The 19,182-nt window shown below is 68.3% G+C and carries 14 protein-coding genes; 2 read left to right on the top strand and 12 right to left on the bottom strand.

Annotated features, from left to right (window positions below):
• Window positions 1–149: 149 nt before the first annotated feature.
• The 7 genes from AAFN88_RS09015 to AAFN88_RS08985 all read right to left on the bottom strand — a co-directional run bounded on the left by AAFN88_RS09015 (window position 150) and on the right by AAFN88_RS08985 (window position 7,129).
• Window positions 150–638 (bottom strand): YtoQ family protein, encoded by a 489-nt coding sequence (locus AAFN88_RS09015; RefSeq protein ID WP_347519950.1) that lies wholly within the window; start codon window positions 636–638, stop codon window positions 150–152.
• A gap of 57 nt (window positions 639–695) precedes the next feature.
• On the bottom strand, window positions 696–1,361 hold the full coding sequence (locus AAFN88_RS09010) for an aspartate/glutamate racemase family protein (protein ID WP_347519949.1): 666 nt from the start codon (window positions 1,359–1,361) through the stop codon (window positions 696–698).
• Between the two features lie 2 nt (window positions 1,362–1,363).
• The gene (gene hydA / locus AAFN88_RS09005) at window positions 1,364–2,821 is read right to left on the bottom strand and encodes a dihydropyrimidinase (protein WP_347519948.1); all 1,458 of its coding nucleotides are present in this window, start codon (window positions 2,819–2,821) and stop codon (window positions 1,364–1,366) included.
• Window positions 2,818–3,756 (bottom strand): dihydrodipicolinate synthase family protein, encoded by a 939-nt coding sequence (locus AAFN88_RS09000; protein WP_347519947.1) that lies wholly within the window; start codon window positions 3,754–3,756, stop codon window positions 2,818–2,820. Before AAFN88_RS09000 ends, hydA begins: the two co-directional genes overlap by 4 nt.
• 159 nt (window positions 3,757–3,915) lie before the next feature.
• Window positions 3,916–5,232, bottom strand: coding sequence for a PLP-dependent transferase (locus AAFN88_RS08995; protein ID WP_347519946.1), 1,317 nt, complete (start codon window positions 5,230–5,232; stop codon window positions 3,916–3,918).
• A 33-nt stretch (window positions 5,233–5,265) separates the two neighbouring features.
• The gene (locus AAFN88_RS08990) at window positions 5,266–6,150 is read right to left on the bottom strand and encodes an alpha/beta hydrolase (protein WP_347519945.1); all 885 of its coding nucleotides are present in this window, start codon (window positions 6,148–6,150) and stop codon (window positions 5,266–5,268) included.
• Window positions 6,151–6,172: 22 nt separating this feature from the next.
• Entirely contained in the window at window positions 6,173–7,129 is a 957-nt protein-coding gene (locus AAFN88_RS08985; RefSeq protein ID WP_347519944.1) for a homocysteine S-methyltransferase family protein, read from the bottom strand.
• A gap of 565 nt (window positions 7,130–7,694) precedes the next feature.
• Here AAFN88_RS08985 and AAFN88_RS08980 point away from each other — a divergent pair.
• Together AAFN88_RS08980 and AAFN88_RS08975 are read left to right on the top strand one after the other, a co-directional pair.
• The gene (locus AAFN88_RS08980; protein ID WP_347519943.1) at window positions 7,695–9,497 is read left to right on the top strand and encodes an autotransporter assembly complex family protein; all 1,803 of its coding nucleotides are present in this window, start codon (window positions 7,695–7,697) and stop codon (window positions 9,495–9,497) included.
• 22 nt (window positions 9,498–9,519) lie between these two features.
• Window positions 9,520–13,878, top strand: a complete 4,359-nt coding sequence (locus tag AAFN88_RS08975) for a translocation/assembly module TamB domain-containing protein (protein WP_347519941.1) — start codon at window positions 9,520–9,522, stop codon at window positions 13,876–13,878.
• Here the strand turns inward: AAFN88_RS08975 and AAFN88_RS08970 are convergent.
• The 5 genes from AAFN88_RS08970 to AAFN88_RS08950 form a co-directional block, all read right to left on the bottom strand.
• Window positions 13,875–15,233, bottom strand: coding sequence for a mechanosensitive ion channel domain-containing protein (locus AAFN88_RS08970; RefSeq protein WP_347519940.1), 1,359 nt, complete (start codon window positions 15,231–15,233; stop codon window positions 13,875–13,877). The genes AAFN88_RS08975 and AAFN88_RS08970 overlap by 4 nt on opposite strands.
• A gap of 104 nt (window positions 15,234–15,337) precedes the next feature.
• Window positions 15,338–16,501 carry a succinylglutamate desuccinylase/aspartoacylase family protein gene (locus AAFN88_RS08965; RefSeq protein WP_347519939.1) on the bottom strand — a complete coding sequence of 388 codons (1,164 nt, stop codon included), beginning with the start codon at window positions 16,499–16,501 and terminating at the stop codon, window positions 15,338–15,340.
• A gap of 134 nt (window positions 16,502–16,635) precedes the next feature.
• Window positions 16,636–17,541, bottom strand: a complete 906-nt coding sequence (rimK, locus tag AAFN88_RS08960) for a 30S ribosomal protein S6--L-glutamate ligase (protein WP_347519938.1) — start codon at window positions 17,539–17,541, stop codon at window positions 16,636–16,638.
• Complete coding sequence (locus tag AAFN88_RS08955) at window positions 17,538–18,071, bottom strand: RimK/LysX family protein (protein WP_347519937.1); 534 nt, start codon at window positions 18,069–18,071, stop codon at window positions 17,538–17,540. The genes rimK and AAFN88_RS08955 overlap by 4 nt, the downstream gene beginning before the upstream one ends.
• 274 nt (window positions 18,072–18,345) lie before the next feature.
• Complete coding sequence (locus AAFN88_RS08950; RefSeq protein WP_347519936.1) at window positions 18,346–19,086, bottom strand: hypothetical protein; 741 nt, start codon at window positions 19,084–19,086, stop codon at window positions 18,346–18,348.
• Window positions 19,087–19,182: the final 96 nt, after the last annotated feature.

The following is a 19,182-nucleotide window of genomic DNA, read 5'->3' as shown; positions in this document are numbered from 1 at the left end:
CGTTATTCTCATGCAGTTCGGTGAGGTAGGTGTTCCACCCCCTCCCCATCCCTCCCCCATCAAGGGGGAGGGGGCTGTTCGCCGACCGCTCGTTTGAATTCCCTCCCCCCTTGCGGGGGAGGGTTAGGGTGGGGGGGTGAGGTTTCCCCTTACTCCGCCGCCAGGGAGGAACTGCGGCCGGGCAGTGCGCCGCGGATGACGTAGGCCAGGGTCTGCACCACCTGCTGCGGCGTCTCGCAGACCGCCAGCGCCGCGCCGTCGACTTCCTTCAGCGCGTGGGTCAGCGCCGGATCGTGCAGGGTGATGAGCGACTTGCCCAGCGCCGCCGCCGTGCCCGCGTCGAAGGCCGCGTTCCACTGCTTGTACTTGTCGCCGAAGCGCACCACCACGACGTCGGCCTCGGCGATCAGGGTGCGGGTGCGGATGGCGTTCATGCGCGAACCCTTCTGGTCGCGCCAGAAGGGATTCTCCTCCTCGCCCAGGATGACCGCGCCGCAGTCGTCGCTGTCCTCGTGCACGGTGATCGGCGCATCGAGGCGGACCGGCAGGCCGGCCTCGGCCACGCCCTCGGCGATCTGCTCGCGCCAGTCGGAATGGATTTCGCCGGAAAGATAGACTTTCCAAAGCCTTTCGCTCATATCGCGGCTCCTCGAAACGCTCAGTTAGGGGTGTTGCCGGCGTTTCTAGCACAAAGCTCAGGGGGCCGCAGCCCCCGCCGATTGCAGCGCCGCCAGGGCCGCCTCGGCGGCGGTGCGGCAGGGCTCGACAACCGGCAGGCCGAGTTCTTCCGCCAGGTCGTCGCGGTATTGCGGCATCCCGGCGCAGCCCAGCACCAGAACCTCGGCGCCCTTGTCATCCCGGAGCGCCCGGCCAACGTCGACCATACGGCCGAAGGTGCGATCCCGGTCCTGCAACTCCAGCACGCCCAGGTCCAAGGGCAGGCTGCCGGCGAAACTCTCGGACAGGCCCAGTGCGGCAACGTAGCGCCGGTGCCGGACCGACGACGCCTCGAGGATGGCGAGAATGCCGAAGCGCGGCCTCAAGGTCAGGGCCTTGCGGAAACCGCTCTCGGCGATGCCGAAGACCGGCCGCCCGGTCTCTGCCCGTGCCGCCTGAAGGCCCGGATCGCTGAAGCAGGCGATCACCGAGGCGTCGGCGGCCTCCCGCTTCAGCCGCGCCAAGAGCGGCGGCACCACGGCGTCGATCTGCGCCTGGGTCTCGATCCCCGGCGGCCCCTCTTCCAGGGTCACGCAGTCGATCTCAGGGCCTTGCGCGGCGCGCAGCGGCGCCACCGCCGCGCTGATGCCCTCGGTCACCGCCGCGGTCGAGTTGGGATTCACGATGACGATACGTTGGCGCATGCCTAAAGCAGCTCCGCGCCGAAGTTGCGGGCCGGATCGAGTTCCGGCTCCCGATGACCCGCTGCCTCGATCTCCGGAGTCCGGTCCAGGAACAGGCCCGAACCGCGCTCCGCCTGCAAAGCTTCTTCCTCCACGATCACCCGCCCGCGGGAGATCACGAAACGCGGCCAGCCGGTCAGGGTCATGCCCTCGTAGGGCGTATAGCCGGCGTTGTCGTGCAGCAAATCGTATGTGACGCGCCGCTGCCAGGCCGGGTCCCAGAGCGCCAGGTCGGCGTCGGCCCCGACGGCGAGACTGCCCTTGCGCGGGTGCAAGCCATAGATTCTCGCAGGATTGGCCGACGTCAGCGCGACAAACTCGTTCACGGTCAGACGGCCCTTGCCGACTCCCTCGGAAAAGAGAAGCGGCAGGCGCAATTCAAGTCCCGGCACGCCATTGGCGATCTGCTTGAAATTCGCCTTGGGCCCATGCTTCAGCTTGCCGCTTTCGTCCATACGGTAAGGCGCATGGTCGGAGGAGAAAACCTGGAAGGTGCCGTTCTTCAGGCCGCGCCAGATCGCCGCCTGTCCGGCTTCGTCGCGCGGCGGCGGCGAGCAGCAGAACTTCGCCCCCTCCATGCCCTGGCGGTCCAGGTCCTCGGCGGTCAGGAAGAGGTACTGCGGGCAGGTCTCGCCATAGATCTTCAGGCCCGCGTTGCGCGCCGCAAGAATGGCATCGGCCGCCTCCGGTGCCGAGACATGCACGATGAGCAGCTTGGTATCGACAAGACGCGCCAGTTGGATGGCGCGGCTCGTTGCCTCGCTCTCGGCAATTCGCGGATGGCTGACGGCGTGATACTTCGGTGCGCCGTGGCCGCGCTCAAGCAGCCGTTCGCTGATCCAGGAAATGACGTCGTTGTTTTCGGCATGGATCATGGTGACGGCGCCGTGGTCCCGCGCCACGCAGAGAACATCCAAGATCTGCCGGTCGTCGATCTTCAATTGATCGTAGGTCATATAGACCTTGAATGATGTATATCCGTCCTGGATCAGCGCCGGCAGTTCCTGGCCCAGAACCTGTGCCGTGGGATCCGAGATGATGAGGTGAAAGGCATAGTCGATCACCGCCTTGGGCGCGCAGCGTTCCTGGGCGTCCTTCACCACGTCGCGAAGAGACTGCCCGCGATGCTGGGCGGCGAAAGGCAGAAAGGTGGTGGTGCCTCCGAAGGCCGCCGAAACGCTGCCGGAGTAGAAATCGTCCGCCGTCCAGATGCGCGTCGAAGATTCCTGCTCCACATGGCAGTGGGCGTCGACGCCGCCAGGCAAGACCAGCAGGCCCCCGGCATCGATGATGCGTCCGGCGGAGCCGAGTTCCTTCCCCAGCGCGGCAATGCGTCCGTCCTTCACCGCGATGTCGGCGGCGAAGCTCTCGCTGGCGGTGACAAGCGTACCGCCGCGGACAATCAGGTCGTAATCGCTCACGCCGCGAGCCCGAGGGTGGAGAGCCGCGCTTCGAGGCGGTCGATCAGGTGTGTGAGCTCGGCTTGATCCTCGGCGGAGAGGTTCGGCCCCGGCGCGCGCACCTTGGCGGAAGCAATGGCGCCGCGGCGGCGCAGCACCTCCTTGCGGAGGGCAAGACCCAGCCCCGGTTGCAGCTCATGGCGCACCAGAGGCAGATAAGCGTCGAAGAGATCTTCCGCCGCAGCCTGCTTACCGGCCGTGAAGAGGCCATAGACCTGCACCAGCATTTCCGGAAAGGCGAAGCCGGTCATCGCGCCGTCAACGCCGCGCGCCAGTTCCTGCGGGTAATGAATGCCGCCGTTGCCGACCAGGATGGAGATGCGACGCCGCCCGTCTTTCTCTGCGCTCTGGCGCAGCCCGGTGATCTTGGCCAGGCCCGGCGAGTCTTCGTGCTTCAGCATGACCATCTGCGGATGGCGGTCGATCAAGGTATTGAGCGTCGCCACGGACACCGGCGCGTTGGTGGTCTGAGGGTAGTCCTGATAGACCAGCGGCACGTCCGCGCCCAAGGCGTCGCAGACCTGGGCGAAGTAGCTCAACACCTTGGCCTCGGTGTTCAGCCCCGGAAAGGGCGCCACCATGACCCCGGCCGCCCCCTTGTCCATGGCCGTATGGGCAAGGCGGGCCAGGTTGTCGAGGCCGGCATTGCTGACCCCGACGATAACCGGCAGCCGGCCAGCGGCGCGGTCCAGGACCCGGGTCAGAAAGGTCACCGATTCTTCGGGGGTCAGCTTCGGCGCTTCCCCCATGATTCCCAGGATGGTCATGCCATGGACGCCGCTTCTGAGGTAAAAATCGACCAGAGAGTCGGTGCTGGCGAGGTCCAGCGTTCCGTCCTCGGCGAAAGGCGTCGCCGAGATGATGTAGACGCCCTTGGTTTCCTCTGAAATGCGCATCTCTTGCCTCCCCAGTCCTGACCGCATGACCGTGGACAAGGATTGGCCGAAGCGGCCGTCAGGTCAAGCCCGGGCCAGCCTGACTGGGGAGCGAAAAGAAAGGGCGCCCCTCCTTCCTGGAGAGGCGCCATCCTGTCGGACGAAGCGGCGCCGAAGGAGTTACGCCGCTGCCGCCTTGGCGTCGGCGGTGGCGTCGAGGGCCTGGCCGATGTCGGCTAGGATGTCTTCGATATTCTCGATGCCGACCGAGAGGCGCAGGTAGCCCGGCGTCACCCCGGTGGCGAGCTGGTCCTCGGCGCTGAGCTGCTGGTGCGTCGAGCTGGCAGGATGGATGGCCAAAGTGCGCGTGTCACCGATGTTGGCCACGTGATAGACCATCTGCAGCGAGTCGATGAAGCGGGCGCCGGCCTCGGGGTCGTCGTTCTCCAACTCGAAGCCGACCAGGCCGCCGCGCCCGCCGGAGAGGTAGCGCTCGACGCGCTCCTGCGAATCGGAAGCGCTCATGCCCGGATAGATCACCTTCTTGACCAGCGGGTGGCCGGCCAGGTAGTCGGCCACCGCCTGGGCGTTCCTGCAATGCTCGCGCATGCGCAGAGGCAGCGTCTCCAGACCCTGGATGAAGTTGAAGGTGTTGAAGGGGCTGAGCGCCGTGCCGAGGTCGCGCAGCAAGGTGCAGCGTGCCTTCACGATATAGGCCACGGGACCCATGGGCTTCGTCGCCTCGGTCCAGACCGCACCGTGGTAACTCGGGTCCGGCTGGTTCAACATGGGGAAGCGCCGGGCGTGCTTCTCCCAGTCGAAGCGGCCGCCGTCGACGATGACGCCGCCGATCGAGTTGCCATGGCCGCCGATGTACTTTGTGCAAGAATAGACGACGATGTGGGCACCGTGGTCGATGGGACGGCAGATCACCGGCGCGGCAGTGTTGTCGAGGATCAGGGGCACGCCCAGCTCCTCGCCGATGACCGCGACCTCAGCGATGGGAAAGACCTTCAGCATGGGGTTCGGCAGGGTCTCGGCGTAGTAGGCGCGGGTGCGCTCGTCGGTCGCCCGGCGGAAGTTTTCCGGATCGGAAGCGTCGACGAAACGGACCTCGATCCCCAGGGTCTTCAGGGTGTTGGCGAAGAGGTTCCAGGTGCCGCCGTAGAGGCCGGTCGCGCTGACGATATTGTCGCCGCTGCCGGCGATGTTGAGAATGGAGAGCGTCGTCGCCGCCTGCCCGGAGCTGACCGCGAGCGCCGCCGCGCCGCCTTCCAATGCCGCCATGCGCTGTTCGAAGGCATCGTTGGTCGGGTTCATGACGCGGGTGTAGATGTTGCCCATTTCCTCCAGCGCGAAGAGCCGGCGGGCGTGGCCCGTGTCCTCGAACTGGTAGGAGGTGGTCTGGTAGATCGGCACCGCCACCGCATTGGTCGCCGGGTCGGCGCGGTAGCCGCAGTGCAGAACGGCGGTTTCGGGGTTCTTGGTGAAATCCATATTCGTATCCTTGCGATAAAAGGGTTTAAGCAATCACGCCGCTGAAGCGCGCCGCGACGCCGCGGCCAGCGCGTCGGCAGAGTCGACGTGCCGCTCGATCAGGGTATTGACCGCTTCGGCATGGGTCAGCGGCGCCATGTGGCCGGCGCCGAAGACCCGGGCCGCCGTCACCTCGGGCGCCGCATCGACCAGCTTGTCGGTCACGCGCCGTCCGACTTCCGGCGAGGTCTCTCCGGTGACGGTCAGAAGCGGCATGGCGAGGCGGGTCAGATCCGACAGCGGCCAAGTCTCGCCCAGCACGCTGGCGAAGTTGCGCATCACCGCCCGGGCCTGTGCCGAGAGGCGTTGACGCTGGGCGGCCTCGCAGCGGTCCCAGGTGCCGGCGCCGTTCCAGAAGTCGACGAAGGCCGCCATGCCGTAGGCGGGCCAGCCGGCCGCCACCGCCCCGCGCAGCCGGTCCCGCACCCCCAGGACGCCACGGTAGAGACGCTTGTCGGCGTCACTGCCGCCTTGCGGCAACAGGTGGAAGACCACCGGCTCGATGAGGGTCAGGCTGCGCACCCGCCAGGGATAGGCCAGCGCAATCTTCAAGGCCACGGCACCGCCGTAGGAATGCCCGACCAGGTGAAAGGCCGGGGCCGAGGGGCCGACCGCCCGCAGCACCGCCGCCGCCTCGGCGGCGAGGCAGTCGGCACGATCGTGCGGCTCAGGCGCCGCGGCGAAGCCGTAGCCCGGCAAGTCCGGCGTCACTACCTGGCGCTTGCCGGCGAAGCATTCCACCAGGGAGCGCCACTGGCCGCCGGTGGAGGCGGAGGAATGCAACGCCACCACCGGCAGGTCGTTTCCGATCCAGCGGGCGGAGACCTGCCCGGCGGGAAACGGATGGGTCGGGGTCCCGGCCGTCGACATCGTCGTCATGACACTTGTCCCGCCGTGCCGCCTAAGCCGCCTTGGCAGGCGCGCAGGCGCGGCAGATCGCCTCGATATGGCGGTGGTCGGTGCCACAGCAGCCGCCCATCACGACGATGTGGTCGAGCAGACGGCGAAGGTCGCTGTGCTGCGCGCCGAACTCCTCGGGATTGCCGTCGTCCAATTCCTCGGCTTCGTCGAGCTCGGCATGGCTGAGCCGCGAGGCGTTGGCGCGCAGCCCCCGGATCCGCCGCACCCAGCTTTCGCCGGCGGCCAGCGCCCGGCTGAAGTGATCGGGATGGGCGCAGTTGATCATGAAGTAGACGGGGCCGTTGCCGGTCTCCGCATCCACCGTCTCGACGGCTTCCTTCAGGGTCTCACCGGACGGCAGGGTCCCGTCGGTCTCCACGGTGAAGGAGATCACCACCGGCAGGCCGGCGGCCTGGGCGGCGCGGGTGATGCCGATGGCCTCGGGCAGGTTGGTCGTGGTGATGGCGGTAACCATGTCGGCCTCGGTGTCGGCGAAGGCGTCGATCTGTTCGGCGTGATAGGCCTGCGCCGCCTCGGCGGTCATCGCCTCGCCCGGGTTGTAGCCGTCGCCGCGCGGGCCGACGCAGCCGCTGATCACCATCGGCGACCGCTCGGTCTCGAAGGTGCGGCGCAGCTCCGCCAGCAAGGCGATGGACTGCTTGTTGACCTCCGCCATGTCGGCCCTGGTGTAGCCCAGCTTGGCGCCCCAGTCGGCGGAAGCGCGCCAGGTCGGGCTCTCCAGGATGAAGCCGTGGCCATTGTCGCGGGCGATGGCGGCGTGGGTGCTGAAGTAGCGCCGTAGGGCCGCCTGGCCCGAGCGATCCTTCATCAGGTCGAAGGCGGCGAAATAGGGCAGGTCGAGCCCATCGTGAAATATGAGCGTGGTCTCGATCCCACCGTCGGTCAGGAAAAGTCCGCCACCGGAAAGCTGTGGCAGAGTGTCTCGGTACTTGGCCATTGAGAGTCTCCTCACTCGGTCGCGGCCGATTTGGCCGGCAATGGAGAGCGACCCTACGCCTTCACCATTTCTGCATGATGTCCCGGTTTCGAAACAAAACGCCGCGGCGGGGCAACAGAATTGAAACACCGCACCGCCGAGGCACAGGCGCGCCCGGACAATCTGAGGTGGCAAGCTCCGCCCGGCGGCACTGCCGGTCCGGCCCTGCGCAGGCGGCAGAGCAGCCTGCGGTAAATGCCGCCTCTCCCGCGGGGTACGGACATGCTAGAAGGGCCGCTGCCGAGCGATCCCCGGCAACCGGCGGTCTGTTGCGGCGTGGCAAAACCGGGGTAGCTACCTATATAGCTTAGCAGGGCTTCACGACGGGCAAAGAAACAGGACCTTGCCTCTTTGGATGCAATCAATCGAACCGCCCGGCGACGAGGGGCGGCGCTATCGCGATGACGTCAGAGGCAGGAGTCGGGCCTTGAGAACCCGGACCACCGCCCTGCGGAGCGGTTTTGCGCGGTTCCGGCGCTGTCTGGCGATGTTCGCGCTCTGCCTTGCAAGCGCCGGCCAAACCTCTATGGCACGGCCCGCGCTGGCTGGGCAGGCCCCTGAGTTCGTCGGCCCCTCGGAACCGGCGCCGGCGGCGGCGCAGGAACAGGGAATCCTGCCCTACCGGACGGTGGTGGAGGGCGTCGAAGAGGGCGAGCTGCGCACGCTTCTGGAAGGCTCGTCCCAGTTGATCGCCCTCGGGGAGAAGCCGCCCGCCACCATCGCCGGCCTGCGCCGGCGGGCGGAGGGCGACATCCAGCGATTGACCGCCGCGCTGCACTCCGAGGGCTACTATCAGCCGGCCGTCGATCTCGAAATCGACAGCGAAGTCAGGCCCACCCAGGTGACGCTGCGCATAACCCCCGGACCGCGCTACACACTCCAAGCCTACGACATCACCTTCGACGGCAACCCGCCGCCGGCCGAGGCCGAGCAACCGCGCCTGGACGAGATCGGCATCGCACTTGGCATGCCGGCGCGCGCGCCCGTCGTGGTCGGCGCGGAGCAAAGCCTGGTCAGCCTGCTGCAGGAACGCGGCTACCCCTTTGCGCAGGTGCGCGAGCGCAAAACCTTCGTCAATCACGAGAAGACCGAGATGACCGTACGGCTGGCTATCGACGCCGGGCCGGCCGCCGTCTTCGGCCCCCTCTCCTTCAAGGGCCAGGAGGAGGTCGAGGCGGACTATCTCCACCGCATCTCCGAATGGCCCCAGGGCGAGCCTTACGACCGGCGGGTGGTCCGCAACCTGCAGCGCCGCCTTGCGGCCACGGGATTATTCTCCTCGGCCAACGCGGAGACTGCAGCGCAGCCCACACCCGACGGAAGCCTGCCCGTCACCGTGACCCTGGTCGAGCGCGAGCAACGCTCCATCGGCGGGGTCGTGAACTACTCCAGCGACGTCGGGCCGGGCGCGGAGATCTTCTGGGAGCACCGCAACCTGCTGGGCCGCAACGAGAAGCTGCGGGTCAGCGCCATCGGATCCCTGATCGAGCAGTCGGGCGACATCAGCTTTCGCAAACCGGCCTTCCTGCAGGCCGACCAGGATCTGCTGGCCGATCTTTCCGGTGGCTTCGAGGACAATGACGCCTACGAACGCCAAGCCGTCGATGGCCTGATCGCCCTGGAACGGCCCCTGTTCGAGAACTGGCGGGTAACGGGCGGCATCTCGCTCGGCTACGAGATCGTCGACGAGGGAGCCGACAACGGCGAAGGCGAACGACAGTTCACGCTCCTGGGCCTGCCGGTGACGGCGGCCCGCGACACCAGGGACGATCTGCTCGACCCGGCGTCCGGCAGCCGCCTGCACTTTTCGCTCACCCCCTTCACCGGGGCCGGCGACGACACTCTGCTGTTCCTCACCGCCATAGCCGGCGGCTCGGCCTACTACGCTCTCGACAGCGACGAGCGCTTCATCCTCGCCGGCCGCGCGCGCGCCGGCACCATTCTCGGCGAGAAGAACGACGCCCTGCCGGCCTCCAGCCGCTTCTATGCCGGCGGCGGCGGGTCGGTCCGCGGCTACGAGTACCAACTCGTCGGCCCCCTGGACGACGACCAGGACCCCTTCGGCGGCACCTCCCTGCTGGAGCTGGGCGGCGAAGTGCGCGTGCGCGTCACCGATGAGATTGGTATCGTACCCTTCGTCGATGGCGGCACGGTCTACGACGAGCCCTACTTCAACAGCGGCGAGACCCTGCGCTGGGCCGCCGGCCTGGGATTGAGGTACTTCACCGGCTTCGGCCCACTGCGCCTGGATGTCGCCTTTCCTCTGAACCCGCGCGACGGCGTCGACGAAGCATTCCAGTTCTACGTGAGCTTCGGACAGGCATTCTGAGATGCGCCGGGCGAGAGTCATCGTGAAATGGGGACTGATCGGCCTCGGCACGCTGCTGCTGCTGGCCGCCGGCTCCCTTGCCGTCGGCTATACCTGGCTCGACAGCGACGGCGGCCGCAGTTGGCTCGCGCGCCAGATCGAGGACGCGGTGTCCAGCCCCGGCGAAATGGAGCTGAGCATCGGCCGCCTGGACGGCGCGCTGCCTGCGCGATTGCAGGCCCGCGACGTGGCGCTGCGCGACGCCGAGGGCGCCTGGCTCACGATTGCCGGGCTCGACCTCGCCTGGCGGCCCTGGTCCCTGCTGGGCGGCGAGCTGGAAGTCGACTCCCTGGTTTTGACCCAGGTTGCCTTGGCGCGCCTGCCCGCCGCCCCTGCGGAGCCCCCGGAAGCAAGCGCGGACGGCGGCGACGGCCAGCTTCGGCTTTCGCTCAAGATCACCCTCCACCGCTTTGCTGCCGACGAGATCGCGCTGGGCGAGCCGGTTCTCGGCCAGGCCGCCCGCTTCACCCTGGACGGCGCGGCCGGCAGTGCTGAGGACGGCAGCTACGGCATGGCCCTCGACCTTGAGCGCCTGGATGGCGCGGAGGCGCAGCTTCACGCCACGCTGGACTACGATCCCGCCGCCGATGCCCTCACCGCCCGGATCGACGCCGCCGAAGCGCCCGGCGGCCTCCTCGCCGCCCTCCTGGAAGTTCCGGACCTGCCGCGCGCCGAGATGACGCTGGACGGCAGCGGCCCCTTGCGCGACTGGCAGGGCGCCTTCGCACTGTCACTCGGTGACACCGCGCAGGCCGAGGCCGCGATCGGCCTGCGGCGGGCGCCGGGCGGCGACCTCGGCTTCAGCCTTCACGGCCGGGCCGCCATTTCGCCGCCGTCGCGAAGCGACCTCTGGGCCCTGGCGGCGGGAGACACGGCGCTGAGTCTCCAAGGCGCCTGGCGCGATTCGGATCGCCTCGACCTGACGGAGCTGACGGCCTCCAACGACAACCTGCGCCTCGCTGCCCGGGGCTCGCTCGCGCCAGACGGCGGGGCGCTGGACCTGACCGTGACCCTGACGGCGGAGGAGAGCGCCGCCCTGGCCCGCCTCGCCGGCTTCAACCGCCTTGAGAAGCTCTCCGCCGAGATGGCGCTGAGCGGCAGTTTCGACGCGCCCCGGGCGGAGATCAGCGTGCAGGCCGTCAACCTGGACGGCCCGGACGCAGCGGCGGCGGCGCTCGACATCGCGGGAAGCATCGATGCCGAAACCGGCGGCGCGGCGCCGCTGCTGGCCCTCGACCTGACCGGGCGCATCGACGGCCCGCGCCTGCCGCAAGCTGAAGAGGTCAATCGGGTGCTGGGCACGACCCTGCCCTTCGCATTGAAAGGCAATCTCGACCTCGACAGCCTGGCGCTCGAGATCGCCGCGCTGGACGCCGAGGCCGGTGCCCTGCGGCTTTCGGGCAGCGGTCCCTTCAATCTGGACGATGGCTCGGCGGACCTCCAGGTGGACCTGCGGGTCAACGATCTCGGCACGTTGCAGCCGCTCACCGGCATCCCACTCGGCGGGCCGTTGCGCCTGACCGGCCCCCTCGCCCTTCAGGATTACGGCGCCAGCCTGCAGGCCGACCTCATCGGGCGCTGGGACAACCCCTCCAGCGACATCGGGCTCATCACCGCCGCCGCCGGCCGGGGCCTCGACATCGCCGCCCGCTTTGCCGTCGCCGACGGCGAGGTTCGCATCCAGCAGGCAACGGCCCGCTCCGCCACCACCGATCTCAGCGCTAGCGTCACCGCCGCCGGCGACGAGCTGCGCGACGGCCGCTACAGCCTGACGCTAGAGGATGCGGCGGTCCTCGCGGCGGAACTGGGCGCGGATCTCGCCGGCGCGGCCGAGCTGCGGGGCACTTTTTCCGGCCCCTTCGATGCCATAGCCCTGACCGGCGAGGCGCAGGTGGCCAGCCTGGCCCTCGGCGCTCAGGCACTGACAGATATCTCAGGGGGCTACGACCTGCGCCTCAAGGGCGCCGAGGTCGACGGTCCGGTGAGGATCGCCGTCCTCAGTCCCTTCGGCCGCGCCGAGGCCGAGGCCGAACTGCGGGTCCGCGGCGATGCCGTGACCCTGGCGGCGCTGACCGCGCGCCTGCCCGAAACCAAAGTCACGGGCGAGGTCATAGTGCCGCTGGACGGCAGCGGCCCGCAGGCCGAACTGGTGGGCGAGTTCACCGGCCTAGGGATCTGGCTGGCCGCCGCCGGGCAGGACGGCAGCGGCAAGGGCAAGGTGACGCTGCGGTGGAACCGGCCGGGCACGACCGCGCCGCTGCTGGCGACGGCCGAGCTCGCCGCGCTGACCCTGCGCCCGGAGCCCGGCGCCCAAGCCGTGCAGATCGACCGCCTGAACCTGGAACTGCGGGCCCAGGGACCGGACCTGACGCAGCCGGCAACCTTCACCGCCAAGGCCGAGACCCTGCGCTGGCAGCGCCTGGAACTGGCGCGCCTTGACCTCGACGGCGGCGGCACCCTCGATGCCCTGGACCTGCGGCTGGCCGCCGCCGGCACCTGGATCGAGCCGCTGGGCCTGAAGGCCGCGGGTCGGATCGCGCAGGCCGGCGAAAGCCTCACCGTCACCCTCGATGAAGCCCAGGGCGCGGCCTTCGGCCACCCCCTGGCGCTGCGCCAGGCCGCGACCCTCACCCTGACGCCGGGCACGACCCGGCTGGAGGGGCTCGACCTCGCCTCCGGCGACACCCGTCTCACCGCCGAGGGCCGCCTGGACGGTGAGACCATTGCCGCGACCGCGCGCCTGGAAACCCTGCCTCTGACCACCGTCGACGCGTTCTGGGAGAGCGGCCTGGAAGGCACCGTCTCGGCGACGCTCGACCTGCAGGGCCGGACCGCCGCCCCCCAGGGCAACGCCACGGTGACGGCCAGCGGCCTGCGGCCGCGTGACAGCGGCGATCTGCCCGCGCTGGACCTGAGCAGCTCCGCCGAGTGGCGCGACGGCCGGGTGACGCTGGACGGCCGTCTGGGTGGCGCGGAGGTGACCGCCGCCAACTTCAACGCCGCACTGCCCTTGCGCCTTACCCCGGGCGGCGGACTGGAGCTGCCCCAAGACGGCGCGCTCTCCGGCGCCCTCGACTGGCGCGGCGGCCTCGACACCCTGCTGGTCTTCGTCCCCTTGCCGCAGCACCGCCTCGGCGGCAGCGCGGAAATCGCCGTCACCCTGGGCGGCACGGTCGGCACGCCGGCCTTCGACGGCAGCCTCGCCCTGTCCGAAGGCCGCTACGAGAGCCTGGAGCACGGCACCATCCTGCGCGACCTGGCGCTACGGGCGGAACTGGCGGGCGACCGGATCATGCTGGCCAGCCTCACCGCCAACGACGGCGCCGGCGGCAAAGTGAGCGGCGCGGGCGGATTGACGATCGATCCGCTGCGCGACTTCCCCTTTGACGTCGAAGTCCGGCTCGACAGGTTCCACGCCCTGCGGCGCGACGACGTGACCGCGGTCGCCGGCGGCACGATCGAGCTGACGGGCGATGCGCAGACGCCGCGCATCAAGGGGCGCTTCACCACGGAAACCGTGGAGATCAGCCTGGCCACCCAACTTCCGCCCAGCGTGGTGAAGCTGGACGTGGTGGAAGTGAAGGACGGCGTGGTGCAGCAGGCCCCGGCGCAGGAGGAAGCGGCTCCGCCGGTGGATGCGGAACTGGATATCGTCGTCGATATGCCCAAACGTGTCTTCGTGCGCGGCCGTGGCCTCGACTCCGAATGGGCCGGGCGCATCGCCGTGGCGGGCACCACCGCCGAACCGGCGGTCAGCGGGCAAGTCAACCTGGTGCGCGGACAGCTGTCGGTGGTCGGCAAATCCTTCGTTCTCCAGGACGGCAAGGTAACCCTGCCGCAGGACGGCGGCGGGGAAGCCCTGCTGGACGTCACCGCGCTGCATAAGGGCAAGGAACTGGAGGTCACCGCCCGCATGTCGGGACCCATCGTCCAGCCGGCGCTTGAGCTCTCCTCCGTGCCGGAAGTGCCCCGGGACGAAATCGTCTCGCGGGTGCTGTTCAACAAGTCCGCATCGCAACTGACGGCGGCGGAGGCGGCGCAGCTTGCCCTCGCCCTGCGCGACTTGACCGGACAGGGCGGCGGTACCGATGTCCTGGGCTTCGCCCGCCGCACCCTGGGCGTCGACGTTCTGCGCGTCGACACCACCACCGAGGGCGACGCCGCGGTGGAGGCGGGCAAGTACGTGACCGACGAGGTCTACGTCGGCGTCAAGCAGGGCGCCAAGCCGGAATCGACCGGCGTCGAGGTCGAGGTGGAACTGACGCCCAACATCACCATTGAAAGCGAGACCACCGGCGATGGGGTCAACAAGTCGGGCCTGCGCTTCCAGCTCGACTACTAGGATTCCGCCGCGGCGCCGGTCCGCGTCTCCACAGGGATCGGCTCGGTCACCAGCAGGTGACGGTGCGGATAGGGGATCTGGATGCCGTGCTCCTTGAAGGCGTCCCAGATTGCCAGCAGAACCAGGCCTTTCACGTTGGCGACGCCGTCCTGCGGATCGCGGATCCAGAAGCGCAGCACGAAATCCAGCGAGGAATCGCCGAAGCCCGTCAGATGGCAGACCGGCGGCGTGGACTGGTCCACCCTCTCCGGCTTGGCCGCCGCCTCGCGGGCGATGCGCCGCACCTCATGCGGGTCGCTGTCGTAGGAGACCCCGAACTTGATCTCCATGCGCACCAACTGGTTGGTGAAGGACCAGTTGACCACGCGATGGGTGATCAGGTCCTCGTTGGGGATCAGGTATTCCTTGCCGTCGCGGGTGACCACGGAGACATAGCGCGCGCCCAGCGAGGAGATCCAGCCGAAGGTCTCGCCCAGCTCGATGACGTCGCCCGGCTTGATCGACTTGTCGAGCAACAGGATCACGCCGCTGATGAGATTGGAGACCACCTTCTGCAAGCCGAAGCCGATGCCCACGCCCACCGCGCCGGAGAACACGGCCAGCGCCGTCAGGTCGATGCCGACGCTGTTGAGGGCCATGACCACGGCAAGGGTGATGAGGGTGATCTTAAGGAGCTTGCCGAGCAGCACCTGGACCGAGGGGGTGAGGTCGGGAATGCCGCTGATGCGCCGCTCCATGAAGCGCGACAGGGCCGAGGCGGCCCACAGCAGCACCGCCAGGGTCAACACGCCCTTGACCACCGTCAGCAGGGAAATGCGCAGATCGCCGAAGGAAAGCGCCAGGGAGTCGAGCAGCGCCACCGTGGGGTCCAGCAGCCCGACGATATTGAGCGCGGCGATGGTCCAGGCGCTGAAGGCCAGCATACGTGCCAGGGCCGGATTGCGCACGAAGGTGGTCACCAGGCGGATCACCACCCAGGCGGTCAGAAGACTGGCGACGATACTCAGCAGGTAGCTGCGGCTCGGCCAGGTGCTTTGCAGCATGACGGCGATGGCCAGCCACAGCAGCAGCAGGTAGATGAAGGGTGTCACAAGGTCCGGCAAGGCCCGCAATTGCGCGGTAAAGCGTGCCGAGAGAACGCTGCGGCCGGTCCAGGCCTCCAGGCGCGGCCGCAGGCGCCGCCCCGCCAGCAGGGACAGGCCGAACAGCAGCACCAGCAGCAGGACCTGACCCAGGGTCCAGACGTTGGCGACATGCTGCAGCAGCCAGTCGCCGGCGTTCTGGAGAGCCACCGCCAGCTCCTCGCCGCTCAAGAGGTTGTCGTTCAGCAGCTCGTCCATTGCCTCGCGCCGCACTCCGGCCTCTTCCGGAGCTGTATGCTCCGGACCTGTATGCTAATGCGGAACCCCGATTTCGCGAAATACCATCACGATTTCCGCCCGATTATCGGCGACCGGCGCTAGACGATCGGCGCCTCGCCGGCCAATTCCGAGGTCAGGCCGGTTTCGTAGGCCGCCTCGGGCTCGAAGTCGTCCAGCGATCTGGCGATAACCTGGGTGCCTTCATGGCGTGCGATGTGGAACAGCGCGTCGCCTTCGTGCACCAGGGGGATGTTGCTGCGCCCGATGATCACGCCGCCGATGCTGGCGCGCACCTCAATCTCGTTTTCGCCGAAGGGGTCGGAGACGACGCCCAATACCTGGCCTTCCTTCACCGCACTGCCCAGGGCCGCGGCCGAGCGCAGCAGCCCGCTGTGCGGCGCGCGCACCCACTTGCTGGAGCGGATCACCAGGGAGCTCGCGCGCTCGGTCTTGCGCCGACGTGACGGCGCCAGCATCTCCAGCGCGCGCATGACCCGCACCACGCCCTTCACGCCGGCGCGGATGCAGCCCTCGTCGAAGCGCAGAGCCTCGCCGGCCTCGTAGACGATGACCGGCACAGACAGCCCGGAGGCCGCCTCGCGCAGGCTGCCCTCGCGGAAGCCGGTGTTGATCACCAAGGGCACGCCGAAGGCCTGGGCCAGTCGCTCGCATTCCGGGTCATCCAGGTTGGCGCGGATCTGCGGGAAATTGTCGCGGTGGATGGCGGCGGTGTGCAGGTCGATGCCGTGCGTGGCGTTGGCCACGATCTCGTCGAGAAAGATCCGCGCCAGGCGGCCGGCCAGCGAGCCCTGGGCGGACCCGGGAAAGCTGCGGTTGAGGTCGCGGCGGTCCGGCAGATAGCGGGACTGCGACAGGAAACCCAGCACGTTCACGATGGGCACGGCGATCAGCGTGCCCTGCAGGCGCTTCAGGGCCGTCAGGCGCAGCAGGCGGCGGATGATCTCGACGCCGTTGATTTCGTCGCCGTGCAGGGCTGCGCAGACGAAAAGGCAGGGGCCCGCGCGCCGGCCGCGCACCACGTGGATCGGCATGGTGATCGGGGTGTGGGTGGAAAGGTCGGTGACCGGCAGGTCGATGGTGCGCCGCTGTCCGGGCAGGATCTCCACCCCGCCGATAACCATCGGCTTCTGGCGCGTCTTGCGCGCCGGCGCTTCCTGCCGCAAGGCCCTCGGCTGGGGCTGGGGCTGGGCCTTCGCCTTGGCACGGCTCCTGGGCCTGGTTCCGCTTTCGCTCTTGGTCATCCTGTCGTCGCCAGCGGCGGCAGGCGGTCCGCCCCATGCGGCCTCCGCCTCCTGCCCCGAATCTCGCCTTCCGGGAGTCTCGCCTTTTGCGGCGGCGACATCAACCGGCTTGCGCGCGGCCGCTTTCCGACCGCCTAGCCGCGGCCCCGGGTGCGGGTCTTGTTCGGTTTGGCGTTCTTTTCCAGGAAGGCGATGATCGCGCCGGCCACGTCCTTGCCGGTCGCCTTTTCGACGCCTTCCAGCCCCGGAGAGGAATTCACCTCCATGACCACCGGCCCGTGGTTGGAGCGCAGCATGTCCACGCCGCAGACATTGAGCCCCATGATCTTGGCCGCGCGTACCGCCGTGGAGCGCTCCTCCGGGGTGATCTTCACGGAGGCCGCCGAGCCGCCGCGGTGCAGGTTGGACCGGAAATCGCCCTCGGCCCCCTTGCGGATCATCGCGGCGACGACCTTCTCGCCGACGACCAGGCAGCGGATATCGGAGCCTCCGGACTCCTTGATGAACTCCTGCACCAGGATGTTGGCCTTCAGGCCGCCGAAGGCCTGGATCATGCTCTTGGCGGCACCCGGCGTTTCGCCCAGCACCACGCCGATACCCTGGGTCCCCTCCAGCAGCTTGATGACCACCGGCGCGCCGCCCAGCATCTCCACGATGTCGTCGGCGCGGCTGGTCGAATGGGCGAAGACCGTGACCGGCAGGCCGATCCCGCGGCGCGCCAGCAACTGGTGGCTGCGCAGCTTGTCGCGCGAACGGCTGATGGCGACCGATTCGTTCAGCGGATAGACCCCCATCATCTCGAACTGGCGCAGTACGGCGGTACCGAAGAAGGTGACCGAGGCGCCGATACGTGGAATCACCGCATCATAACCCTCGACCTTCTCGCCCCTGTAGTACATCTCCGGACGGTGCGAGGCGATATGGATATAGACCCGCATGGTGTCGATCACATCGATCTCATGGCCGCGGTCTTCGGCCGCCTCGATCAATCTCTGGTGCGAGTAGAGGTTCGGGTTGCGTGCCATAAGGGCGATTTTCATGCCAGCCTCGCTTTCGCTCTGAGTTTCTTATGGCCCGTTTTTTCGGACACCTTGGCTTTGGGCTTGCTTTTCACTTTGGTCGACGGCTTGGTTTTCGGCCTGCCGGACAGCTTGAAGGAACCGCCGGGATCGACCACGAAGCGCCGGCGCACGGCGCGGCGGCCGAGCAGCATTCGAAAGCCCATCTCGTCGCGGTTGGTCAAGGTCATTTCGATGGGCCAGACCTCCTCGCCCAGCTCGATCCGGGTCTCGATGACATAGCGCTTCTCGCGCTCCCCGTTCGAGGACGTCACGATTCTCTCGTCCTCCACCCGGGCCTCGCAGGCGACGACCGGCGTGGCGTGGCGCTGGACCGGATGCAGCGAAAAACGGACGAAGCGCTCGCCATCACGCTCGAAAGGACGGATTTCATAGGCGTGGATGGCGGAGGTGCGGGCGCCGGTGTCGATCTTCGCCTTGATCCTGTCGACGCCCAGATCGGGCAGGCAGATCCACTCGCGCCAGCCGACGACCGTCTTCGGCCGCTTCACGACGCCACCCCGAGCGACGGCGCAAGGCCGGCGCGGCGAAGCCGCGTATCGACGCTGCCCATTGCGTTCAACACAGAACCTGAATCAATTGAATTGTCCCCAGCCGCAGCCGCGGGAGTCTCCCGCAGTTCCTCAGGATAAACATTGTTGACCGCGTGATGTCAAAAAGCCAGTCGCCGGCGCCGGCCGGCACGGCGAAAAACCTGTGCAAAAATGAGGGCCTCCGGCGCGGGGCGCCGGACTCCGCCGGGGCTGCGCTAAGGGGATGGCCGGGTCAATGGCGCAGCACCTTCCAGCCGTCGGCGGTCTTCATCCAGACGCCGGCCTGCCAGAGCGTTTCGGTGCCGTTGTCCACCGACAAGGCGAACTGCAGCGGCGCATTGCCCTCGGCGTCCTGGACCTGGTAAGCACGCCCGCCCAGCACCGGCGTCGCGGTCAGCGCGCCGGGCTCGACGATCTCCGAGGCCTGGCCGAACAGATAGTCCGCCATCTGGCGCAGCATTTCCGGCGCCTGGGGATCGTCCAGCGCGAAGTCGTGGAGCATCGGCTGCAGGTGGGCGAAGTAACCATCCACGTCTTTGTTCCGGGCGGTCTCGACGAGGCCCGCGACCGCCTCCAGCAGGCCCGCGTCGTCGCTCGGCATGGCCGAGAGGTAACTGTAGGCGGGCAGCCCGGTCACGGTGAAGGTCGTGCTGTCGGTGCCCGGCGCGTCCAGCGCCACCGTGCCCAGCACATTGCCGTTCTCGCCAGGATCCTTCGGCATCTCGCCCCGGCATCCCTTGAAGACCTCCGCCGCAGCCGTGGGCGCGCCGCCATCCCTGGCCGCCAGTTCGATGGAGAGGGTGTTCTCCCCTTCCAGCAAGAGGTTCGGCGGCACGAAGTTCGCCATGCCGCTGCTGCTTTCGCGCAGCAGCGTGACCTCGTTGACGCGGATGGTCAGGCTGCCCCGGTCGCTGCCCTTGTAGGCGACGGCGACGATTTCATCGCAGCTCTGGGCGGAAGCGGGAACGGTCATGAACAATGCTCCACAGGTTGCCAGAGCACTCAAGGCGAAATATAGGGCTCTGCAGTTCTTCAGCATGAAAACGATATCCTCTCGTGGCGTCGCGTC

The sequence above is a fragment of the Pelagibius sp. CAU 1746 genome, from assembly GCF_039839785.1.
GTDB lineage: Bacteria > Pseudomonadota > Alphaproteobacteria > Kiloniellales > Kiloniellaceae > Pelagibius.
Note: the sequence above shows the minus strand (reverse complement) of the source record. Positions and strands in the feature narration are given on the sequence as shown.